21 protein-coding genes are annotated in these 14143 nt (G+C 67.0%); 16 read left to right on the forward strand and 5 right to left on the reverse strand.

Annotated features, from left to right (window positions below):
- The first annotated feature begins 43 nt into the window (after nt 1-43).
- The 9 genes from PKE85_RS16480 (at nt 44) to PKE85_RS17735 (ending at nt 4007) form a co-directional block, all read left to right on the forward strand.
- Nucleotides 44-289 (forward strand): hypothetical protein, encoded by a 246-nt coding sequence (locus tag PKE85_RS16480; RefSeq protein WP_271205853.1) that lies wholly within the window; start codon nt 44-46, stop codon nt 287-289.
- The gene (locus PKE85_RS16485; RefSeq protein ID WP_271205854.1) at nt 289-924 is read left to right on the forward strand and encodes a hypothetical protein; all 636 of its coding nucleotides are present in this window, start codon (nt 289-291) and stop codon (nt 922-924) included. The genes PKE85_RS16480 and PKE85_RS16485 overlap by 1 nt, the downstream gene beginning before the upstream one ends.
- Nucleotides 912-1262, forward strand: a complete 351-nt coding sequence (locus PKE85_RS16490) for a hypothetical protein (protein WP_271205855.1) — start codon at nt 912-914, stop codon at nt 1260-1262. Before PKE85_RS16485 ends, PKE85_RS16490 begins: the two co-directional genes overlap by 13 nt.
- Nucleotides 1259-1924 (forward strand): hypothetical protein, encoded by a 666-nt coding sequence (locus PKE85_RS16495; protein WP_271205856.1) that lies wholly within the window; start codon nt 1259-1261, stop codon nt 1922-1924. The genes PKE85_RS16490 and PKE85_RS16495 overlap by 4 nt, the downstream gene beginning before the upstream one ends.
- A 3-nt stretch (nt 1925-1927) precedes the next feature.
- Nucleotides 1928-2329, forward strand: a complete 402-nt coding sequence (locus PKE85_RS16500) for a phage tail terminator-like protein (protein ID WP_271205857.1) — start codon at nt 1928-1930, stop codon at nt 2327-2329.
- A gap of 11 nt (nt 2330-2340) precedes the next feature.
- Nucleotides 2341-2577, forward strand: coding sequence for a hypothetical protein (locus PKE85_RS16505; RefSeq protein ID WP_271205858.1), 237 nt, complete (start codon nt 2341-2343; stop codon nt 2575-2577).
- An 89-nt stretch (nt 2578-2666) separates the two neighbouring features.
- Nucleotides 2667-3152, forward strand: coding sequence for a phage tail tube protein (locus PKE85_RS16510; protein ID WP_271205859.1), 486 nt, complete (start codon nt 2667-2669; stop codon nt 3150-3152).
- A gap of 46 nt (nt 3153-3198) precedes the next feature.
- Complete coding sequence (locus PKE85_RS16515) at nt 3199-3633, forward strand: hypothetical protein (protein WP_271205860.1); 435 nt, start codon at nt 3199-3201, stop codon at nt 3631-3633.
- Nucleotides 3634-3656: 23 nt separating this feature from the next.
- Nucleotides 3657-4007, forward strand: a complete 351-nt coding sequence (locus PKE85_RS17735) for a phage tail assembly chaperone (RefSeq protein WP_428981378.1) — start codon at nt 3657-3659, stop codon at nt 4005-4007.
- Here the strand turns inward: PKE85_RS17735 and PKE85_RS16525 are convergent, their stop codons facing one another.
- Both PKE85_RS16525 and PKE85_RS16530 read right to left on the reverse strand, forming a co-directional pair.
- Nucleotides 4008-4691: a hypothetical protein gene (locus PKE85_RS16525; protein ID WP_271205862.1), complete on the reverse strand. Its 684-nt coding sequence runs from the start codon at nt 4689-4691 to the stop codon at nt 4008-4010.
- A gap of 139 nt (nt 4692-4830) precedes the next feature.
- The gene (locus tag PKE85_RS16530) at nt 4831-5247 is read right to left on the reverse strand and encodes an Arc family DNA-binding protein (RefSeq protein WP_271205863.1); all 417 of its coding nucleotides are present in this window, start codon (nt 5245-5247) and stop codon (nt 4831-4833) included.
- A 108-nt stretch (nt 5248-5355) separates the two neighbouring features.
- On the opposite strand from PKE85_RS16530, the gene PKE85_RS16535 reads away from it, so the two are divergent.
- From PKE85_RS16535 to PKE85_RS16550, 4 genes are all read left to right on the forward strand, one after another.
- Complete coding sequence (locus tag PKE85_RS16535; protein WP_271205864.1) at nt 5356-5604, forward strand: Arc family DNA-binding protein; 249 nt, start codon at nt 5356-5358, stop codon at nt 5602-5604.
- Between the two features lie 10 nt (nt 5605-5614).
- Nucleotides 5615-6403, forward strand: a complete 789-nt coding sequence (locus tag PKE85_RS16540) for a Rha family transcriptional regulator (RefSeq protein ID WP_271205865.1) — start codon at nt 5615-5617, stop codon at nt 6401-6403.
- On the forward strand, nt 6400-6702 hold the full coding sequence (locus PKE85_RS16545) for a hypothetical protein (RefSeq protein WP_271205866.1): 303 nt from the start codon (nt 6400-6402) through the stop codon (nt 6700-6702). The genes PKE85_RS16540 and PKE85_RS16545 overlap by 4 nt, the downstream gene beginning before the upstream one ends.
- 75 nt (nt 6703-6777) lie before the next feature.
- Complete coding sequence (locus PKE85_RS16550; RefSeq protein WP_271205867.1) at nt 6778-7335, forward strand: hypothetical protein; 558 nt, start codon at nt 6778-6780, stop codon at nt 7333-7335.
- A 22-nt stretch (nt 7336-7357) separates the two neighbouring features.
- On the opposite strand, the gene PKE85_RS16555 is transcribed toward PKE85_RS16550, so the two are convergent.
- The 3 genes from PKE85_RS16555 to PKE85_RS16565 all read right to left on the reverse strand — a co-directional run bounded on the left by PKE85_RS16555 (nt 7358) and on the right by PKE85_RS16565 (nt 8548).
- Nucleotides 7358-7735 carry a helix-turn-helix domain-containing protein gene (locus tag PKE85_RS16555; RefSeq protein ID WP_271205868.1) on the reverse strand — a complete coding sequence of 126 codons (378 nt, stop codon included), beginning with the start codon at nt 7733-7735 and terminating at the stop codon, nt 7358-7360.
- On the reverse strand, nt 7735-8028 hold the full coding sequence (locus tag PKE85_RS16560; protein WP_271205869.1) for a type II toxin-antitoxin system HigB family toxin: 294 nt from the start codon (nt 8026-8028) through the stop codon (nt 7735-7737). The genes PKE85_RS16555 and PKE85_RS16560 overlap by 1 nt, the downstream gene beginning before the upstream one ends.
- A 223-nt stretch (nt 8029-8251) precedes the next feature.
- Entirely contained in the window at nt 8252-8548 is a 297-nt protein-coding gene (locus PKE85_RS16565; protein ID WP_271205870.1) for a hypothetical protein, read from the reverse strand.
- Between the two features lie 14 nt (nt 8549-8562).
- On the opposite strand from PKE85_RS16565, the gene PKE85_RS16570 reads away from it, so the two are divergent.
- From PKE85_RS16570 to PKE85_RS16580, 3 genes are read left to right on the forward strand one after another with little or no spacing between them, the layout of a single operon-like run.
- Nucleotides 8563-12813, forward strand: a complete 4251-nt coding sequence (locus PKE85_RS16570) for a phage tail length tape measure family protein (protein WP_271205871.1) — start codon at nt 8563-8565, stop codon at nt 12811-12813.
- Nucleotides 12813-13532, forward strand: coding sequence for a hypothetical protein (locus tag PKE85_RS16575; protein WP_271205872.1), 720 nt, complete (start codon nt 12813-12815; stop codon nt 13530-13532). The genes PKE85_RS16570 and PKE85_RS16575 overlap by 1 nt, the downstream gene beginning before the upstream one ends.
- The gene (locus PKE85_RS16580; RefSeq protein WP_271205873.1) at nt 13529-14143 is read left to right on the forward strand and encodes a hypothetical protein; all 615 of its coding nucleotides are present in this window, start codon (nt 13529-13531) and stop codon (nt 14141-14143) included. Before PKE85_RS16575 ends, PKE85_RS16580 begins: the two co-directional genes overlap by 4 nt.

Below are 14143 nucleotides of genomic sequence, written 5' to 3' on the forward strand. Positions count from 1 at the left end.
GGGGCGCTCCCGCCGGCTCTTCCCTCGTGACAAGGAGGCCGAAATGGCCGTGAAGAAGAGCGATCTGCCCGAAGGCGAGGCTCCTGCCGACATCGCGCCGGCGACCGGGTTCACCCCTGCCGGTGCGCCCGATCAGATCGTGCCGGACGTCGACCCCAGCCACCCCGCGGTCGACGATAACCCGCGGGCGGGCACGTCGATCAATCAGAACCGGATCGACTTCAACGACCCGAACCTGACCGACGAGCAGGCGGTCGAGAAAAACCTCAACGAGACTGCCAAGTCCTGATGAACTCCGTCATCGTCGTCACGCCCTCCGCGCCGCTCGTCAGCGTGGCGGACGCCAAGCTGTGGTCGCCGGTGCTGGCGGGCGACGATGACGGTCGCATTGCGGCGCTGCTGGCCTGCGCGCAGGCGGCGCTTGATCCGCCGTCGTGGCTGGGCTCGACGCTTGGCGAGGCGGTGCTGGAGGTGCGGTGGCCGGGGCTGCCGCGATTTGGGCCTGTCCGACTGCCTTACGGGCCTGCGACTGAAGTCGTTTCTGTCGCTTACGACGACCCGGACGGCGTCGAGCAGACCGTTGACCCTTTCATCTATCGTCTTTTCGGCGCCGGCACGGTGCGTGCTGAGTTGGGGCTCCGACACAGACAGTCATGGCCGTTTGTGGCCTGCGGCAACGACGCCGTCCGCGTGCGCTACAAGGCGGGCTATCCGATCAACGATCCTCACTTGATCCCGGCGAAGCACGCGATCGTGCTGTCCGCCGTTCAGCTCCGGTCGCTCTCGACAGATGATCTGGCGCTGCGCAGCGTGGACGTCGACGGCGTCGAAAGCCGCACCTTCACCGTCTCGGACGCGGCTGAAAAGCTGGTCCGGAACGCCGTCGAGAACCTGCTGTCGGGGTATCGGGTATGGGCGGTCTGACGCCGGCGCAGGCGAAGCGGGACCTGCGCGGGTCGCTGACCCGCGTGGGCGGTCCCGTTACGCTGCGCCGCGGCGCCGGGCCCGATGCGCCCGAGGTGACGTTCAAGGCCCGCATGACCGGCGCGCGGGCGGTGGAAGGCCCGGCCGGGACCGTGAGCCACGAGCACACGGTGATCCTGCATGCGGATGATCTGGAAGGGTTTCCGCTGCCGATCCGCGCCAAGGCGCAGGACGCCATCTGGCAGGACGGGCGGAGGTTCACCGTCCAGCAGGTGGACGACCAGAAGCGCCGCGTCGCCGGCGTGCTGATCGGCGTCGAGCTGGTGGTGCGGGGATGAGCATCCGCGGTCGGGTCGCGCCGATCGACCTCGACGTACGCGCCATCCTCGACGAGGAGCTTTCGCCTGCGGCGCAGAGCCGCCAGCTCGCGGCCTACGCCAAGGAGCAGCTTGCCGAGGCGCAGGAGATCAACCGCCGGGCGCTCGGACGTGTGCCGGATCACGCCACTTTCGTGGACGGCCGCCCCGGCGGTTCGGTAGACGCGGTTCGGCCGGATGGCACGATCGTCTTCGCCTTCGAGTTTCTGGACGACGTGTTCAACTTCATCGCGGAGGAGCTGGTTCAGGCGGCGCCATTTCTGACCGGCGAATACCGGGACAGCTTCTTCATGCTGGCTGATGGCGTGCTGGTGCCAGAAGGCGCGGCCTATCCGGCGGCTGTCGAATACGCGTTCCTTCCGGGCGTTCCTTACGCCCGCAAGATCGAGCGTGGACTTTCGGATCAGGCGCCGGACGGCGTGTTCCAGGTGGTGGCGGAGTTGGCGTCGCGGAGGTTCGGCAACCTTGCGCGCATTCGGTTCTCCTATCGCTCCGCGCTGCTGGACTACGTGGCGCTCGGTGGCCGCAAAGGCGGTCGCTCCGCGGCACCGGCCAAGCGCGCGGCCCATGCGATCGAGCGTGAGACCCGCCAGCCGGCGATCGTGGTGACGGAGCGTGGATAGGACATGGCGCACCCGGACGTCGTCGCGGCCGTCACATCGCGGCTCACAAGCAACTGGACCAAGTCCGTCGTGCTGGCGCCGAACGTGGAGGGCGACGCGCCGGCGGACGGCTCGCCTTATCTCCGGCTCCAGTTCCCGGCCTCCGGCCGTCGCCGGCCGGTGGTCAACCGCCGCCTCTATCGTGAGACCGGCGGCTTTCGGATCGTGATCGCGGTGGAGCTTGGCGAGGGGCTGAGCAAGGCCTCGGCGTGGGCTGACGAGCTTTCGACCCTGTTCCGGGACCGCAAGTTCGGCGGCGTCCGCACCTTCGTGCCCGGCGACATCTTCGTCGGCCCAGAGAACGACGACGGCAATCACTTCGTGACCGCCTTCGTGACGCCTTTCGCCTTCTCGTTCACCGGCTGACGGAGGAACCGATGCCGACCTACACCAACACCACCCGCCAGTCGCTGGATTTCGTCACGGGCGGCACGCCGGACAAGCCGGAGATCACCAGCTTCCGAGCCGGTGAGACCAAGGAGGCGAGCCTGAATGCCGATCACCCCTCGGTCGTCGGTGCGCTGCAGGCTGGCGCCCTGGTCGAGGTCGTCGAGACCGCTCCCGAGATTCCCAACGTGCGTCGCGCCAAGGCCGACCTCGTCCCCCAATCCTGACGGCCTCCGCCGTCAGCACGCCAAACGGCCCTTAGGCAAGGCCGCCCGGCCCGTCGCGAGACGCGCCAAGCCCTCAGAAGGAGCCTCCTATGGCTGGTGATCTGATCACGGCGACCGACGCCCGCATCTACATCGGGCCGGTCGTGCTGCCCTCCGTTGACACCGCGGCGGAGTTCGCATCGCTCACGTTCACCGAGATCGACATGGTCGAAAACCTCGGCGAGTTCGGCGACCAGCACAACATCGTCTCGGGCACGACGCTGAAGGACGGCCGCGTGCGCAAGGCCAAGGGCGCCGCGGACGCCGGCGAACTGGCGCTCGTGTGCTTCCATGATCCGCTCGACGCCGGACAGGCGGCTCTCATCGCCGCGTCGAAGACCAAGCGGAACTACGCCTTCAAGATCGTGCTGCCGGACGCGCCCGACGTGACCTATTCCAGCACCACGATCTACTTCCGCGCGCTGGTCGCCTCGCGCCGCCTGAACGTGGGCAACAACGACAACCTGCTGCGACGCAACTACAGCCTCGCGATCAACTCCGATCTGGCCGAGGCGCTGGCGGCTCTGCTGCCGTAACCCGCCGCCGGCATCCCGCGGGCGGCCTTTCTTCACGAGGTCTCACATGAAGCTGTCCGCCCTGCGGATCGACAACGCGCGTCTGGAAGAAGGCGCATGGGTCGGCGACATCCCTGAGCTTGAGGGCGTGCGTCTCCACGTCCGCGGCCTCGGCAACACCGACTTTCGCCGGCTCCAGAACAAGCTCGTCATGGCCGTGCCGCGCAAGAACCGTCGCAACGGCCTGAGCCTCGAGGATCAGGCCCGGATCGAAGCCCGCTGCCTCGCGGAGACGGTCCTTCTCGGCTGGGAGGGGCTGGAGAACGAGGACGGGTCGCCGCTGGACTACAGCCCTGTCGAGGCTCTGCGGCTGCTGTCCAACCCCGATTTCGTGCGCCTGCGCGAGGGCGTGAACTACGCCGCGGCGATCGTCGCGGAGGACGACGCCGAAGCCGACGAGGATCTGGAGGGAAACTCCGAGCCTGCCTCCGCTGGCACCTGAGATGGAGCGGAGAGCGGGCGGCGATCGAGCGGCTAGAGAAAAAAGGCCGTGAGGTCCCGGCCGACTATCTCAACCGGCCCGAGCTTGAGCCGGAAGGAGCGTTCTATTTCGACGCGTTCTTCCGGCTCAGCCCGTCCCGGCGGGTCGGCTTCAGCGAGGGGCCGATCCCATTCGAGGCGATAGACGCTTTCGCCCGGCGCTGGCGCATCTGGGGCTCCGAATTCGACCGCTTCGAGCGTATGATCCGGGCGCTGGACAGCGAACACCTGACAAAGCGGTCGGCGGGCAAGGACGACCCGCAGAACCTCACGTCCATGAAGGACGCCGCGGGCCTGCGGGCGCTGTTGCAGAGCGTGGGGTCGAAGGGCGGATGATCACCGCCGCCCTCGGCTCCGGTAATAGCTTCGGACATAGGTTCCGTTCTTGCGGTAGTAGCCGCTGACATACTGTGTCTTGGCGCGTCCGGTGATGCAGCTCGTGGCGCCGTAGTAGTTGCCGGAATAGCAGCCGCCGCCACCGTAGCTTGACGGAGGCGTGTAGGCCGCGTTGGACGGCGCGACGGGTGTTGGGACGGAGGCGAGCCCCGCGTCAGCATGGGGGCTGTCGAGAGATTTCCAGGTCGCGATCGACGCGGCGTCCGGAATGGGCTCCGGGGCGGGGTCTGCAATTGCCGCGACGACTGGCACCGGCGGCGCGATGACTGACGCCGCGAGGCTGCCGAACGCGACGTTGCCGACCGAGCCATCCGTCATGGTGACGGTGCCGGAGCCGGACAGGAGATCAGGCGACCGGGTGAGCCTGATGACGCCGACCCGGCCGTCCGAGCATGTGACTGGTGCGCTGAGTTCGATGGAGCTGGAGAACTGGTCGTAGTTGCCGAAGCAGCGGAGCCTGGATGCAGGGTCGACGACCTCGAACGTGCCGGCGGACAGGGCTGCGGTCGCGGTGCCGGTCAGCAGCCGACCATCGGTCATGCGGACGGCCGCAGGCGTGGTGTGCGAGCAGGCGGCGAGCGCCGCGCATGCGAGAGCGAGTAGCGCGGTTCTGATCGCCGCCATTGGTATCCCCCGAGCAATTTGGGCGAAACCGTGGCGCGCTAAAGCGCCGAAGGTCGAGTCAGTAGAACGACGTAGGGCTCAGTCGGAGGTGGGGCGGGGATGTGTCTACCAACCGCGCTCCAAAGTCGGTGCTTTGGAGTCAGCGCCGCCCGCGAGACGAAGGCGGTTTGTCGCTTCCGTCGGGATCGATGGCGTGGGTTTTTTCCATGCTTTCCATCAGCGCCGAGCGAAGTTCGCTAAGTTGTTCTTTAGAGACTTGACCGCCCTGCTTGTCGAGGGCGACGGCCATGGCGCGCAAAATTCTCAATTCCCCACCAAGGATAGATCTCATTTCGCGGCTCCAACGTTTTGTCTCCGCAAGATCGATTTCCATACGATCTAGCTTGGAAGTAAATTCTGGATCGTTGAATGCGAAACTATCTTCTAGCCGAGCAACTATCTCAGCGTTCAGTGAGCGCTTGTTCTCAGCGGCGAGGGACTTGAGCCGGTCCCGCATCCCGTGTGGGAAGCGGACAATATATTGGTCCAGCTTGCGGCTGGGGGTGTCCTGCGCCACGGCGGCATGCTCCCTTTCGGTGGATAGTCGCATTAGGCGATAAACAGTGATTGACGCAATTATCTCACTAGGCGATATTTATATCGCAATAGGAGATATGGAGGTGTCATGGACGTTGTCGGTAGGGGGGCGGATCAGTTCGCCCTTCGCTTCCCCGATGGAATGCGAAACCGGATCAAGGTCCGGGCGGCGGTGAACCGCCGCTCGATGAACGCAGAGATTATTCTGATGATCGAAACCGTGCTCGGGCAGAGCACGCAGACGACGGCGGGGAACAGCTTGCAGGCCACGGACCCCGCCGTCGCCGTCAACCCCAGCGCCTTGCAGGGCGCTGACGTCACCACCTACGGCAATTGAGGTGCCACAGATGACGACCAACGATATGCTTCCGAACGAGGCGGAGCGCAATCCGATCGTGCGGATCGAAAACGGCGAGGTGCTTGCGGACAGCCGGGATGTGGCTGCGTTCTTCGGGAAGCGCCATGACCATGTGATGGAAGCGATTGCCAACCTGATCGAGTCCGGCAAACCCGAAAATCCGGGTTTGGCAAACATGTTCATCGAGCGAACGTCGCCGCGCGACGGCGGCGGGCGGCCGCTGCGGAACTACTCGATGAACCGCGACGGGTTCACGCTGGTCGCGATGGGTTTCACTGGCGCGAAGCCGCTCAAGTTTAAGTTGGCATACATTGCGGCTTTTAACGCGATGGAGCGCGAACTGATGGCGCGCCGCGGCGGAGACCCCATCCAGGTTCTGAACGACCCGGCGGCGATGCGGGGATTGCTGCTGACGTACAGCGAGAAGGTCATCGCGCTCGAAGGCGCTCTTACCGACGCCAAGCCGAAACTTGACGCGCTCGACCGCATCTCGGAGTCGTTCGGGTCGGTCTGCCCCACGGTCGCGGCGAAATCACTTAACAAGCCGCCGCGCTGGCTCACCCGCTGGCTGCGGTCCAACGGGTGGCTGTACAGACGCCCGGGTGGGCGGGACACCGCTTATCAAACGAAGATCGAGGCCGGTTACCTCGAAAATAAGCCGAGTACCGTGGACGGGCCTGATGGCCCGAAGACGTACTACCAGCCTCTGATCACGCCGAAGGGGGTGGCAAAGCTGGCGCAAATTTTCAACGCCGATGAGCGGGGGGCAGCGGCGTGAGCGGGAATATCATCCATTTTCAGAATTGCGCCTCGGAAGTCGACCGCCGTCTCGAAGCTCTGGACGCACAAGGCATCGAAATCTGGGTCAAGTTCTCAAGCTTCGGCAACGACATTCTGTTCGAGCTTCAACCCGAAGCGCTCACCGTGAAGGCAATGGATCTGGTCGCAGACACGGTGCGGCGCTTCAAGGGCGACCCCGAATTCCGAGAGCATATTGAATCGTATGCGATTTCGGTCGGAGTAGCCGTCCACGGCGTCGAACAAGAAGCGTGGAAGTTCACTCCGGTCGCTTCCTGAAATAGCCGGGGCGCGAAAGGCGGGCAGGCCAATCGCGCCCCATCACCGAAACGCCGCTGATAGGAGCACCGGCGAATGGCTAACCACGACTCTACCACGGAAGAACACGACGCGCCGCAACCTTCGCGCCGCGGCTTCTTCGGGCACATTGCTGGCGCCGCGTTCGCCGGCGGGGTGGTGTATCTGACGAGCGGCGCGCCGGAGACGGTTTCGGAGGTGTTCCGCGCTTTCGCCGCGCGCCTCGCGGAGGCTGAAGCTCGGCACGAGGTGGCGGTCCGGGCGTCGGTCGCGGCGGAGACCGCTTACTACGCCAGCCGCCCCGTCAGGATCGAGGTGGGCAACAACGAGAGCCTGCCCTTCGACGAGATGGTGAGGGACCGGCACAGGCGGCAGAGAGAGGCGAACGTTTCGCATTTTCAGCGGGACAGGGCCGCGCGGGCGCGATGCGACCTTGATGGCTGCCACCGGCGACAGGCCGAGATCATTACCGAGATCGACGGCATCCTTGGCGACCTCGTGAAGACGCCGGCGCGGACTGTCGACGATTTAAGGCTGAAAGCGCAGCTTGTTTTGGACAGGGACCAGGAACTGGCGGCCGAGGTTCTGGAGGAGTTCCTGACGCTGGTGGCGTGAGGATGAATGAGCTACCTCGTCGTCACGCCGCCCGTAGATCGTAAGGTCTGGCGACGAGGTCGGACGGGAGGCCCCAATCGGCGCGCAGGCGATAAACCATGTTGAGCGTGAGCGCGCGCTTCCGGTTGAGCACCTCGGAGGCGCGGGACTTAGATCCGAACAGTTCGGCGAGATCGGCCTGGGTCTTGCCGGCGCTCTCCATGAACGCCTTCAGGGCTTCGATCGGGTCAAGATCGGGCAGGGGGAAGCGCTCCGCCTCATAGGAGGCGATCAGGGTGGAGAGCACGTCGAACCGATCGCCTTCCGGCGAGCCAATCGCGGGCGGCTCGTCGAAATAGCGCTCGACCTCGGCGAGAGCCCAGTCGTAATCGGCTTCGGTGCGGATCGGGCGAATGTCCATCACACGGTCTCCGGGTTGATCTTGTCGTACTCTTTGTGCGTACCAACGAATTTGATCATCACGCGCTTGAACGGGTAGGAGACGCGGACGATCAGGCGGTACTTGTTGCCGCCGATGTTGAAGATCACGCGGTCGTCGGCCACGAAGTCGGCCGATCCGAACATGTCCTTCACGTCCTGCGGGCCGCTCCAGTCCGCCTTCTCGACGCGCTTGAACCACACCGCCAGCGGCGTTTCGGCGTCGGGATGGACGTCCCAGAAAGCCTTCAGCGTGCGGCGCGCGATGATCTGCATGAGGGGAACATAGCAGGTTCCCGCTTTGGGAACAAGGGCTAAGTTCTCACTTCGGGAACCCGCCTGACTTGGCCCCCACAAGCAAAAGGCCCCGAGGGATCGGGGCCTTTCCTAAGGTCCGGTTGAATGGTTCAGAGACTGCGGTGCTGCGCAACTCGCGGGGCGATGTGCAAGCGGCAGGCAGACAAAAATGCGGTGATGTAGATACCGAGAAGTGTATTTATCAGCGTAGATATCCAAGTATATTGCAGTTATTAATAATCTGCCTTAGATATTCATTGCTTCGAAGCTCAGTATGGCGAAGCGAATAATCTGCCTGACTGCACCAGCTCCTGACTTTGTCATCCTCGCCGGGTTTGGCTTTAGAGATTTCAAATAATTCCTGGCGATCTTCCTCAGCTCGCATCGCGCGTTCAATTTTCGCTTGATGGGCTGAATACTGTGTCCAGCCGAACCAGCCTACATAGGCCAGCACGGCCACGCACGTCACGGCGATCAACGCCTTAAGCCACCCGTCCAACTGGAAGCCTCCCCATGGCGATGACACTCTCGGCCATCCGCGAGCTGACCGTGCGCGGCCGCTCGGTCGGCCTCGACAAGCTCCGGGCGGACCTCGACGCTGTCAAGGACGCGCACACGGGCGTCACGCGCGCGGTGTCCGAGGCGGGCGACGCGTCTGACGTGAATTCGCGCAAGCAGGACGCGGCGGCGCGCGCGTGGGAAAAGCATCAGGCTCGTGTCGACCGGGCGGCCGCCGCCTACGCCCGGTTCCAGCGGGATTTTGACCGCATGGTGCGCACGATGGACAACGGCGCCATCAGCGCCGACGCGGCGGCGCGCGAGATCGAGCGCATGCAGCGGGCGCTTGAGGCGGCCGGCACGATGGGGCTGCCGTCCATCGACCAGTCGGCGTTCAACCGCTCGCTTGGCATCATGGAAGAGGAGGTGAAGGGCGCGGCGCGGGAAAGCGCTCAGGCGTTCGAGCGGGAGCTTCGACGGATCGAGGCCGCGGCCATGGGCCTGCGCGAGCACCTGGACCCGGTGGCGGCCGCCACGGCGAAGTTCACCCAGGAGGTGACGGACCTTCAGCGCATGTCGGCCTATGGCCTGGTGACCCAGCGAGAGTTCTCCGCGGCGGTGGCTGAGGCGGAGACCCGGTTCAATTCGGCCTCGGCGGCTGCCCAAAAGCTGGTCGCCGCGGAACGCGCGGCCGCCGACGCGGCGGCGATCGCCAACGCGCAGCGATCCCAGGACACGATCAACGGGCGTCTCGGCGTGCGCACCGATTTCGGCACGGCGCAGAGGGGCGAGGACATCAAGGCGTATGGCGCGGAGATGGACGGGCTTCGGGCACGGTTCTCCCCGCTGTTCGCCGCGCAGGAGCGCTACCGGAACGAGCTGGAGGAGATCAACCGAGCGCACAAGGTCGGCGCCATCAACGATGTGGAGCGCGCTGCGGCGCTGTCCCGGGCCAAGAGCGCGTTTAGCGAGCAGATCGGCGTCCTCAACGGCACGGCGGCGGCGGCGCGGCAGGCGGAGGACGCGCTGGCGGCGACGACCCGTGAAGCAGAGCGCGCGGCAGCGGCACAGACCGTGCATCGCGCCGGCGGTTGGGACCGGCTGGGGCAGCTTGGCGGCGACAATCTGGCGAACATCGAGGCGTCCCGTAAGCTCGCCGGCATGGGCGCCAGCGGCCGGGAGGCGGCCGGCGGCCTGAAGCTCGCCGCGCACGAGCTGCAGCAGGTGTCCTACAACGCCAACGACTTCTTCATGGGCCTGATGACCGGGCAGCCGGTCTACACGACGTTCCTGCAGCAGGGCCTCCAGACGGTTCAGATCTTCGGGCCGAATGTGGGCGTGGGCGCGGCGCTCAGGTCGCTCGGGACCGGGCTGCTGACGTTCCTCATCAGTCCTTTGAACCTCGCCATTCTCGGCTTCGCCGGCGCGGCGGCCGCCGGCGCATACTTCTTCAATTCGGTGACGAGCGGCGCGGACAAATCGCAGCGGGCTTTGGACAGCCATCGGGAGACCGTCGCGCGCATTCGCGAGCTTTATGGAGACGCCGCAAAGGCGGTGCGCGAGTACGCGGCCGAGAGCGAGAAAATCGTGCGTTTCAACGCGGTCCAGAACGCGAGGCTTCTGCAGGAGAGCTATCAGAAGGCCGCCCGAGCGGACATGTCTGAGCTCGGCACGACCGAGTACCGCCGCAACGCGGGCGGCGCCGATTTCAACTTCGTCGTCGCGAACCGCTACAAAGCGTTCGAGGGGCCGATCCAGGACCTCGTCTCAAGCATCCGTTCCGGGCAGCCTGAAGTGGAGCGGTTTCGTGAAAGTCTGAACGACATCTCGTCGTCCAACCCGATGAACAAGCGGCTGCAGGACATCGCGGTCGAACTACGTGACATCACCAAGCGCTCGTATGACGCGCAGCGCGCGGTTATGGGGGCGAAGGGGGCTCTCGACCTGTTCGGGACCTCCGCCGCCGACGCTCTCGCCAAGCTCCGCGCCGACCGCTTCAGCCTGTCTCTCCGCGAGATCAACGCCCGGACGGCGGCTGAGCGCGGACAGGTGGCCTACGACCGTCGTTGGGATCAGGTGCGGGACGATCCGCAGTTCAGCAACGATGCGGCGCGCCGGCTGGAGGCCGATCGCGCCCGGGCGCTGGAGATGGCGCGGATCAACCGGGACACGATCGACGCGGAGCGCCGCTCGCGGTCCGCGCACGGCTTCGACCTGCGCGAGATCGAGGCGCGGACGGTGGCGCAGCGGGCGGCCATCGCCGCCGACCGCGCGCGCGCCGACGCGCTGGAGGACGTCAGCCGCCGCGTGAACGCCGACGCCGAGGCCGCGCGGGCCTCCGCAGCCGTCTACGCGCAGGCGCGCCGCGAGGCGCAGGACTACGCCGACCAGCAGGTGGAGGCGACCCGGCAGCGCGTGGACGCGGCGGTGATCGAGCGCCAGTCGGTGGGCAAGACGGCGATCGAGACCGAACGCCTGCGGATGACGAGCGACCTCATGAACGAGGCGCGTCAGCGGGCCTACCAGCTCACCGGCGACTACAGCCGCGTCTCGGACGCCGCGGTGGCGGCGATCCTGCGGGAGGTGGACGCGACGACGAAGCTGAACGAGGCGACCCGCAAGGCGGCCCTTGAGCGCGATCTGTTGCATGAGCGGGAGGCGGTGTTCCTGTCGGACCGGGAGGCGGCGATCCGCGACCGCATCCGCTCCGCCGGATTCGATCCTGAGAGCGAGTATGGCCGAACCACGGCCGCGATCATGCGTGCGACCGACGCGCTCCGCGAGATGAAGGAGATGGGCCGGGACGCGTGGAGCACGCTGGGCGATGGGCTCGCCAGCGGCGACGGCGTGGGCAAGTCGTTCGCAGACGCCGGCCGGAAGCTGCTGGAGGACGCGCGCAAGAAGGCCTGGGACAACATGTACGATCAGGCGTGGGGCATGCTCGGCGAGAGCATCCCGGGCTTGAAGGAGCTGGGGATTGGCGGCGCGAAACCGGACGGATCGGCGCAGCGGCCTTATCATGTGGTGCTTGGCGGAGCCGTGCCGGGCCTGCCTACGCTCTCCGACGTGACGCGCTCGCCGCTGGCGCCGCTCGGGGTGAACGACAACGGCGCCAACGCGGCGGCGCAGGCCTTGGACGCCGGCGGCTGGCTCAAATACTCGAACGGAGGCGCGACCCGAAGCCAGCCGCTCGACCCGTCGCTGGTGAACGCCTTCTCGTTCCTGAAGGACAAGGGCATCTCCATGGAGGTGTTCTCGGGCGGGCAGCCGGGCATCGGATCGGTCGGCGCGCGGGTGGGCTCGACGCGGCACGACCACGGCAATGCGGCCGACGTGTTCTTCTCGCAGAACGGTCGCCGGCTCGACTGGTCGAACCCGGCCGACGTGCCGATCTATCAGGACATTGTGCGGCAGGCCCGCGCCAACGGCGTCACCGGCTTCGGCGCGGGGCCGGGCTATATGGCGCCGGGCTCCATGCACGTCGGCTTCGGGACGCCGGGCGTCTGGGGCGCCGGCGGACAGGGCGCCAACGCGCCGGACTGGCTGCGCACCGCGTTCAACAGCCCGGCCGCAACAGCCTCGATCGCGCCGCAGACCACGGAGGCGGCGTCCGCGCTGACCAACCTGACGCAGAACGCGCAGGCGGCCACCTCCGGCCTCGGGGGGCTCGGACAGCAGGCGACCGGCCTTGGCGGTTTGTTCCAGTCGCTGTTCAGCGGCGGCGGGGCCAACGCCGCAGCCGGGGCCGCAGGGGCCGCGGGCGGCGGCGACTGGTTCGGGTCGGCGCTGGGGCTCGGACTGAAGCTGTTCGGTTTCGCGGAGGGCGGCCACGTCACCGGCCCCGGCACGGACACCAGCGACAGCGTGGTGGCGCGGCTCTCCGCCGGCGAATTCGTGGTCAACGCGGCGGCGACGCGCTCGAACCGCGGCCTGCTGGAGGCGATCAACGCCGGCCGCTTCGCCGGGGCCTATGCAATGGGCGGGTACGTTGCGAACGACGACTACGGCTACGGGAACGACAACTGGGACAGTTGGGCCTCGGTGCGCGCGCCAGCCGCGGAGCCGGCGCCGTCCGCCGACGCCCGGATCGCCGGGGCGCTGGTGAAGCTGGAGCTGGACAGCAAGTTCATCAAGGCGACGGTGGAGAAGCAGTCCCGGCCGGTGGCGCGGCAGGAAGCGGCCTCCGCCGCCGGGCAGGCCGTGGAGGTGTCGCGCCGCGGGGCGTCGGCGCAGGCCGCGCGTGAGCGCCGGCTCGGGTGGTCGTGATGACGCCCGACACCTATCCGACCGATCTGCTGCAGTGCCAGACCATGAGCTGGCAGGTGATCGGCGGCGTGATCGAGGGCCTGCGGTCGATCGAGGGCGCCAGCCCCGACCGGCTGCCGATCGGGCGCGGAGGCCTCTGGCGGATCGAGATGCAGGAGGTGTTTCTGGAGACCCGCGAGGAGTGGGCCACCTGGCGCGCGATCCGCGCCCGCCAGCGCAACGGCGCGACGGCGATCGTGGTGCCGCTCGAACGGCGGCCGTATTTCGCGCAAGGGGTGACCGCCATGGGCTCCGCGCCGCACTCGGACGGTTCGCCGTTCAGCGACGGCTCGGAATACGCCACGGCCACGATCACCGCGGAAGTCCTGTCTCCCGCGGCCCATGCCGCCGTGGCGCTCAGGGTCCGGGTCTGGAACGCGGAGCCGCTGATCGGCGCGGAGCCGTTCACCATCGTCCACCCGCTCGCCGGCGCCCGGCTCTACGAGGTGATCGGGCTGGAGGCCGCCGCCGGCCCGGGCGGCTCTACGGATTACGAGCTGCGCATCAGCCCGCCGCTGCGGCAGGCGGTGAGCGCAGGAGAGGCGATCGACTTCAACCGACCCCGCTGCCTGATGCGGCTCGAAGACCCCAACGGCATGGAGGTGGAGGAGGACATCGTGTCGTTCCCCTCCGTCGCTTTTGTGGAGCACCTGACGTCCCTGCGCGGCGAACCCGCATGAGCGCGTGGCCCGAGATCCCCGTGGACCCGCGACTGGAGACCGCCGCAGGCATCGACGTAGTGGTGCGGATCGCGTGGACCAATGACGAGGTGTCGCGGCTGGCCTCGTCGCTGATCGGGCTGGAGCTGCCGGCCGACCTCGTCGAGGACGAGGATGGCGCGTGGTATCGCGGCCTGCCGGGGATCGCGGAGCTGCCAGCCTTCAAGCAGATGATGAACGGACAGGCGGACGAAAATACGTTCACGCTGAGCGGCCTCGACCCGGAACTCGCCGCGATCTTCGACGCGGAGCAGCACCTTGCCGAGGGCGCCGTCATCCACGTCGGCAAGGTGTTCTACGACGCCAACCAGCAGATCATCGGCGGCGCCCGCTGGCGCTGGCGCGGCGAGGGCGGCGAATTCGGCCTGCACCGCGCCGGCGGCGACCACAGCCTCGACGGCGCGACCCGAACCGTGTCGCTGACCGCCACCACGGACCTGATCCGACGCGCCGGCGCGCAGCTCCACTCGTGGACCGACGCGCAGCAGCAGCGGCTGCATCCCGGCGACCGCGGCTGCGAGCGGACGAACGGGCTCTCGACCGGCAAGCGCAAGGCCTGGCCGAAGGTTTGA

The organism is Methylopila jiangsuensis (assembly GCF_027922305.1).
GTDB lineage: Bacteria > Pseudomonadota > Alphaproteobacteria > Rhizobiales > Methylopilaceae > Methylopila > Methylopila jiangsuensis.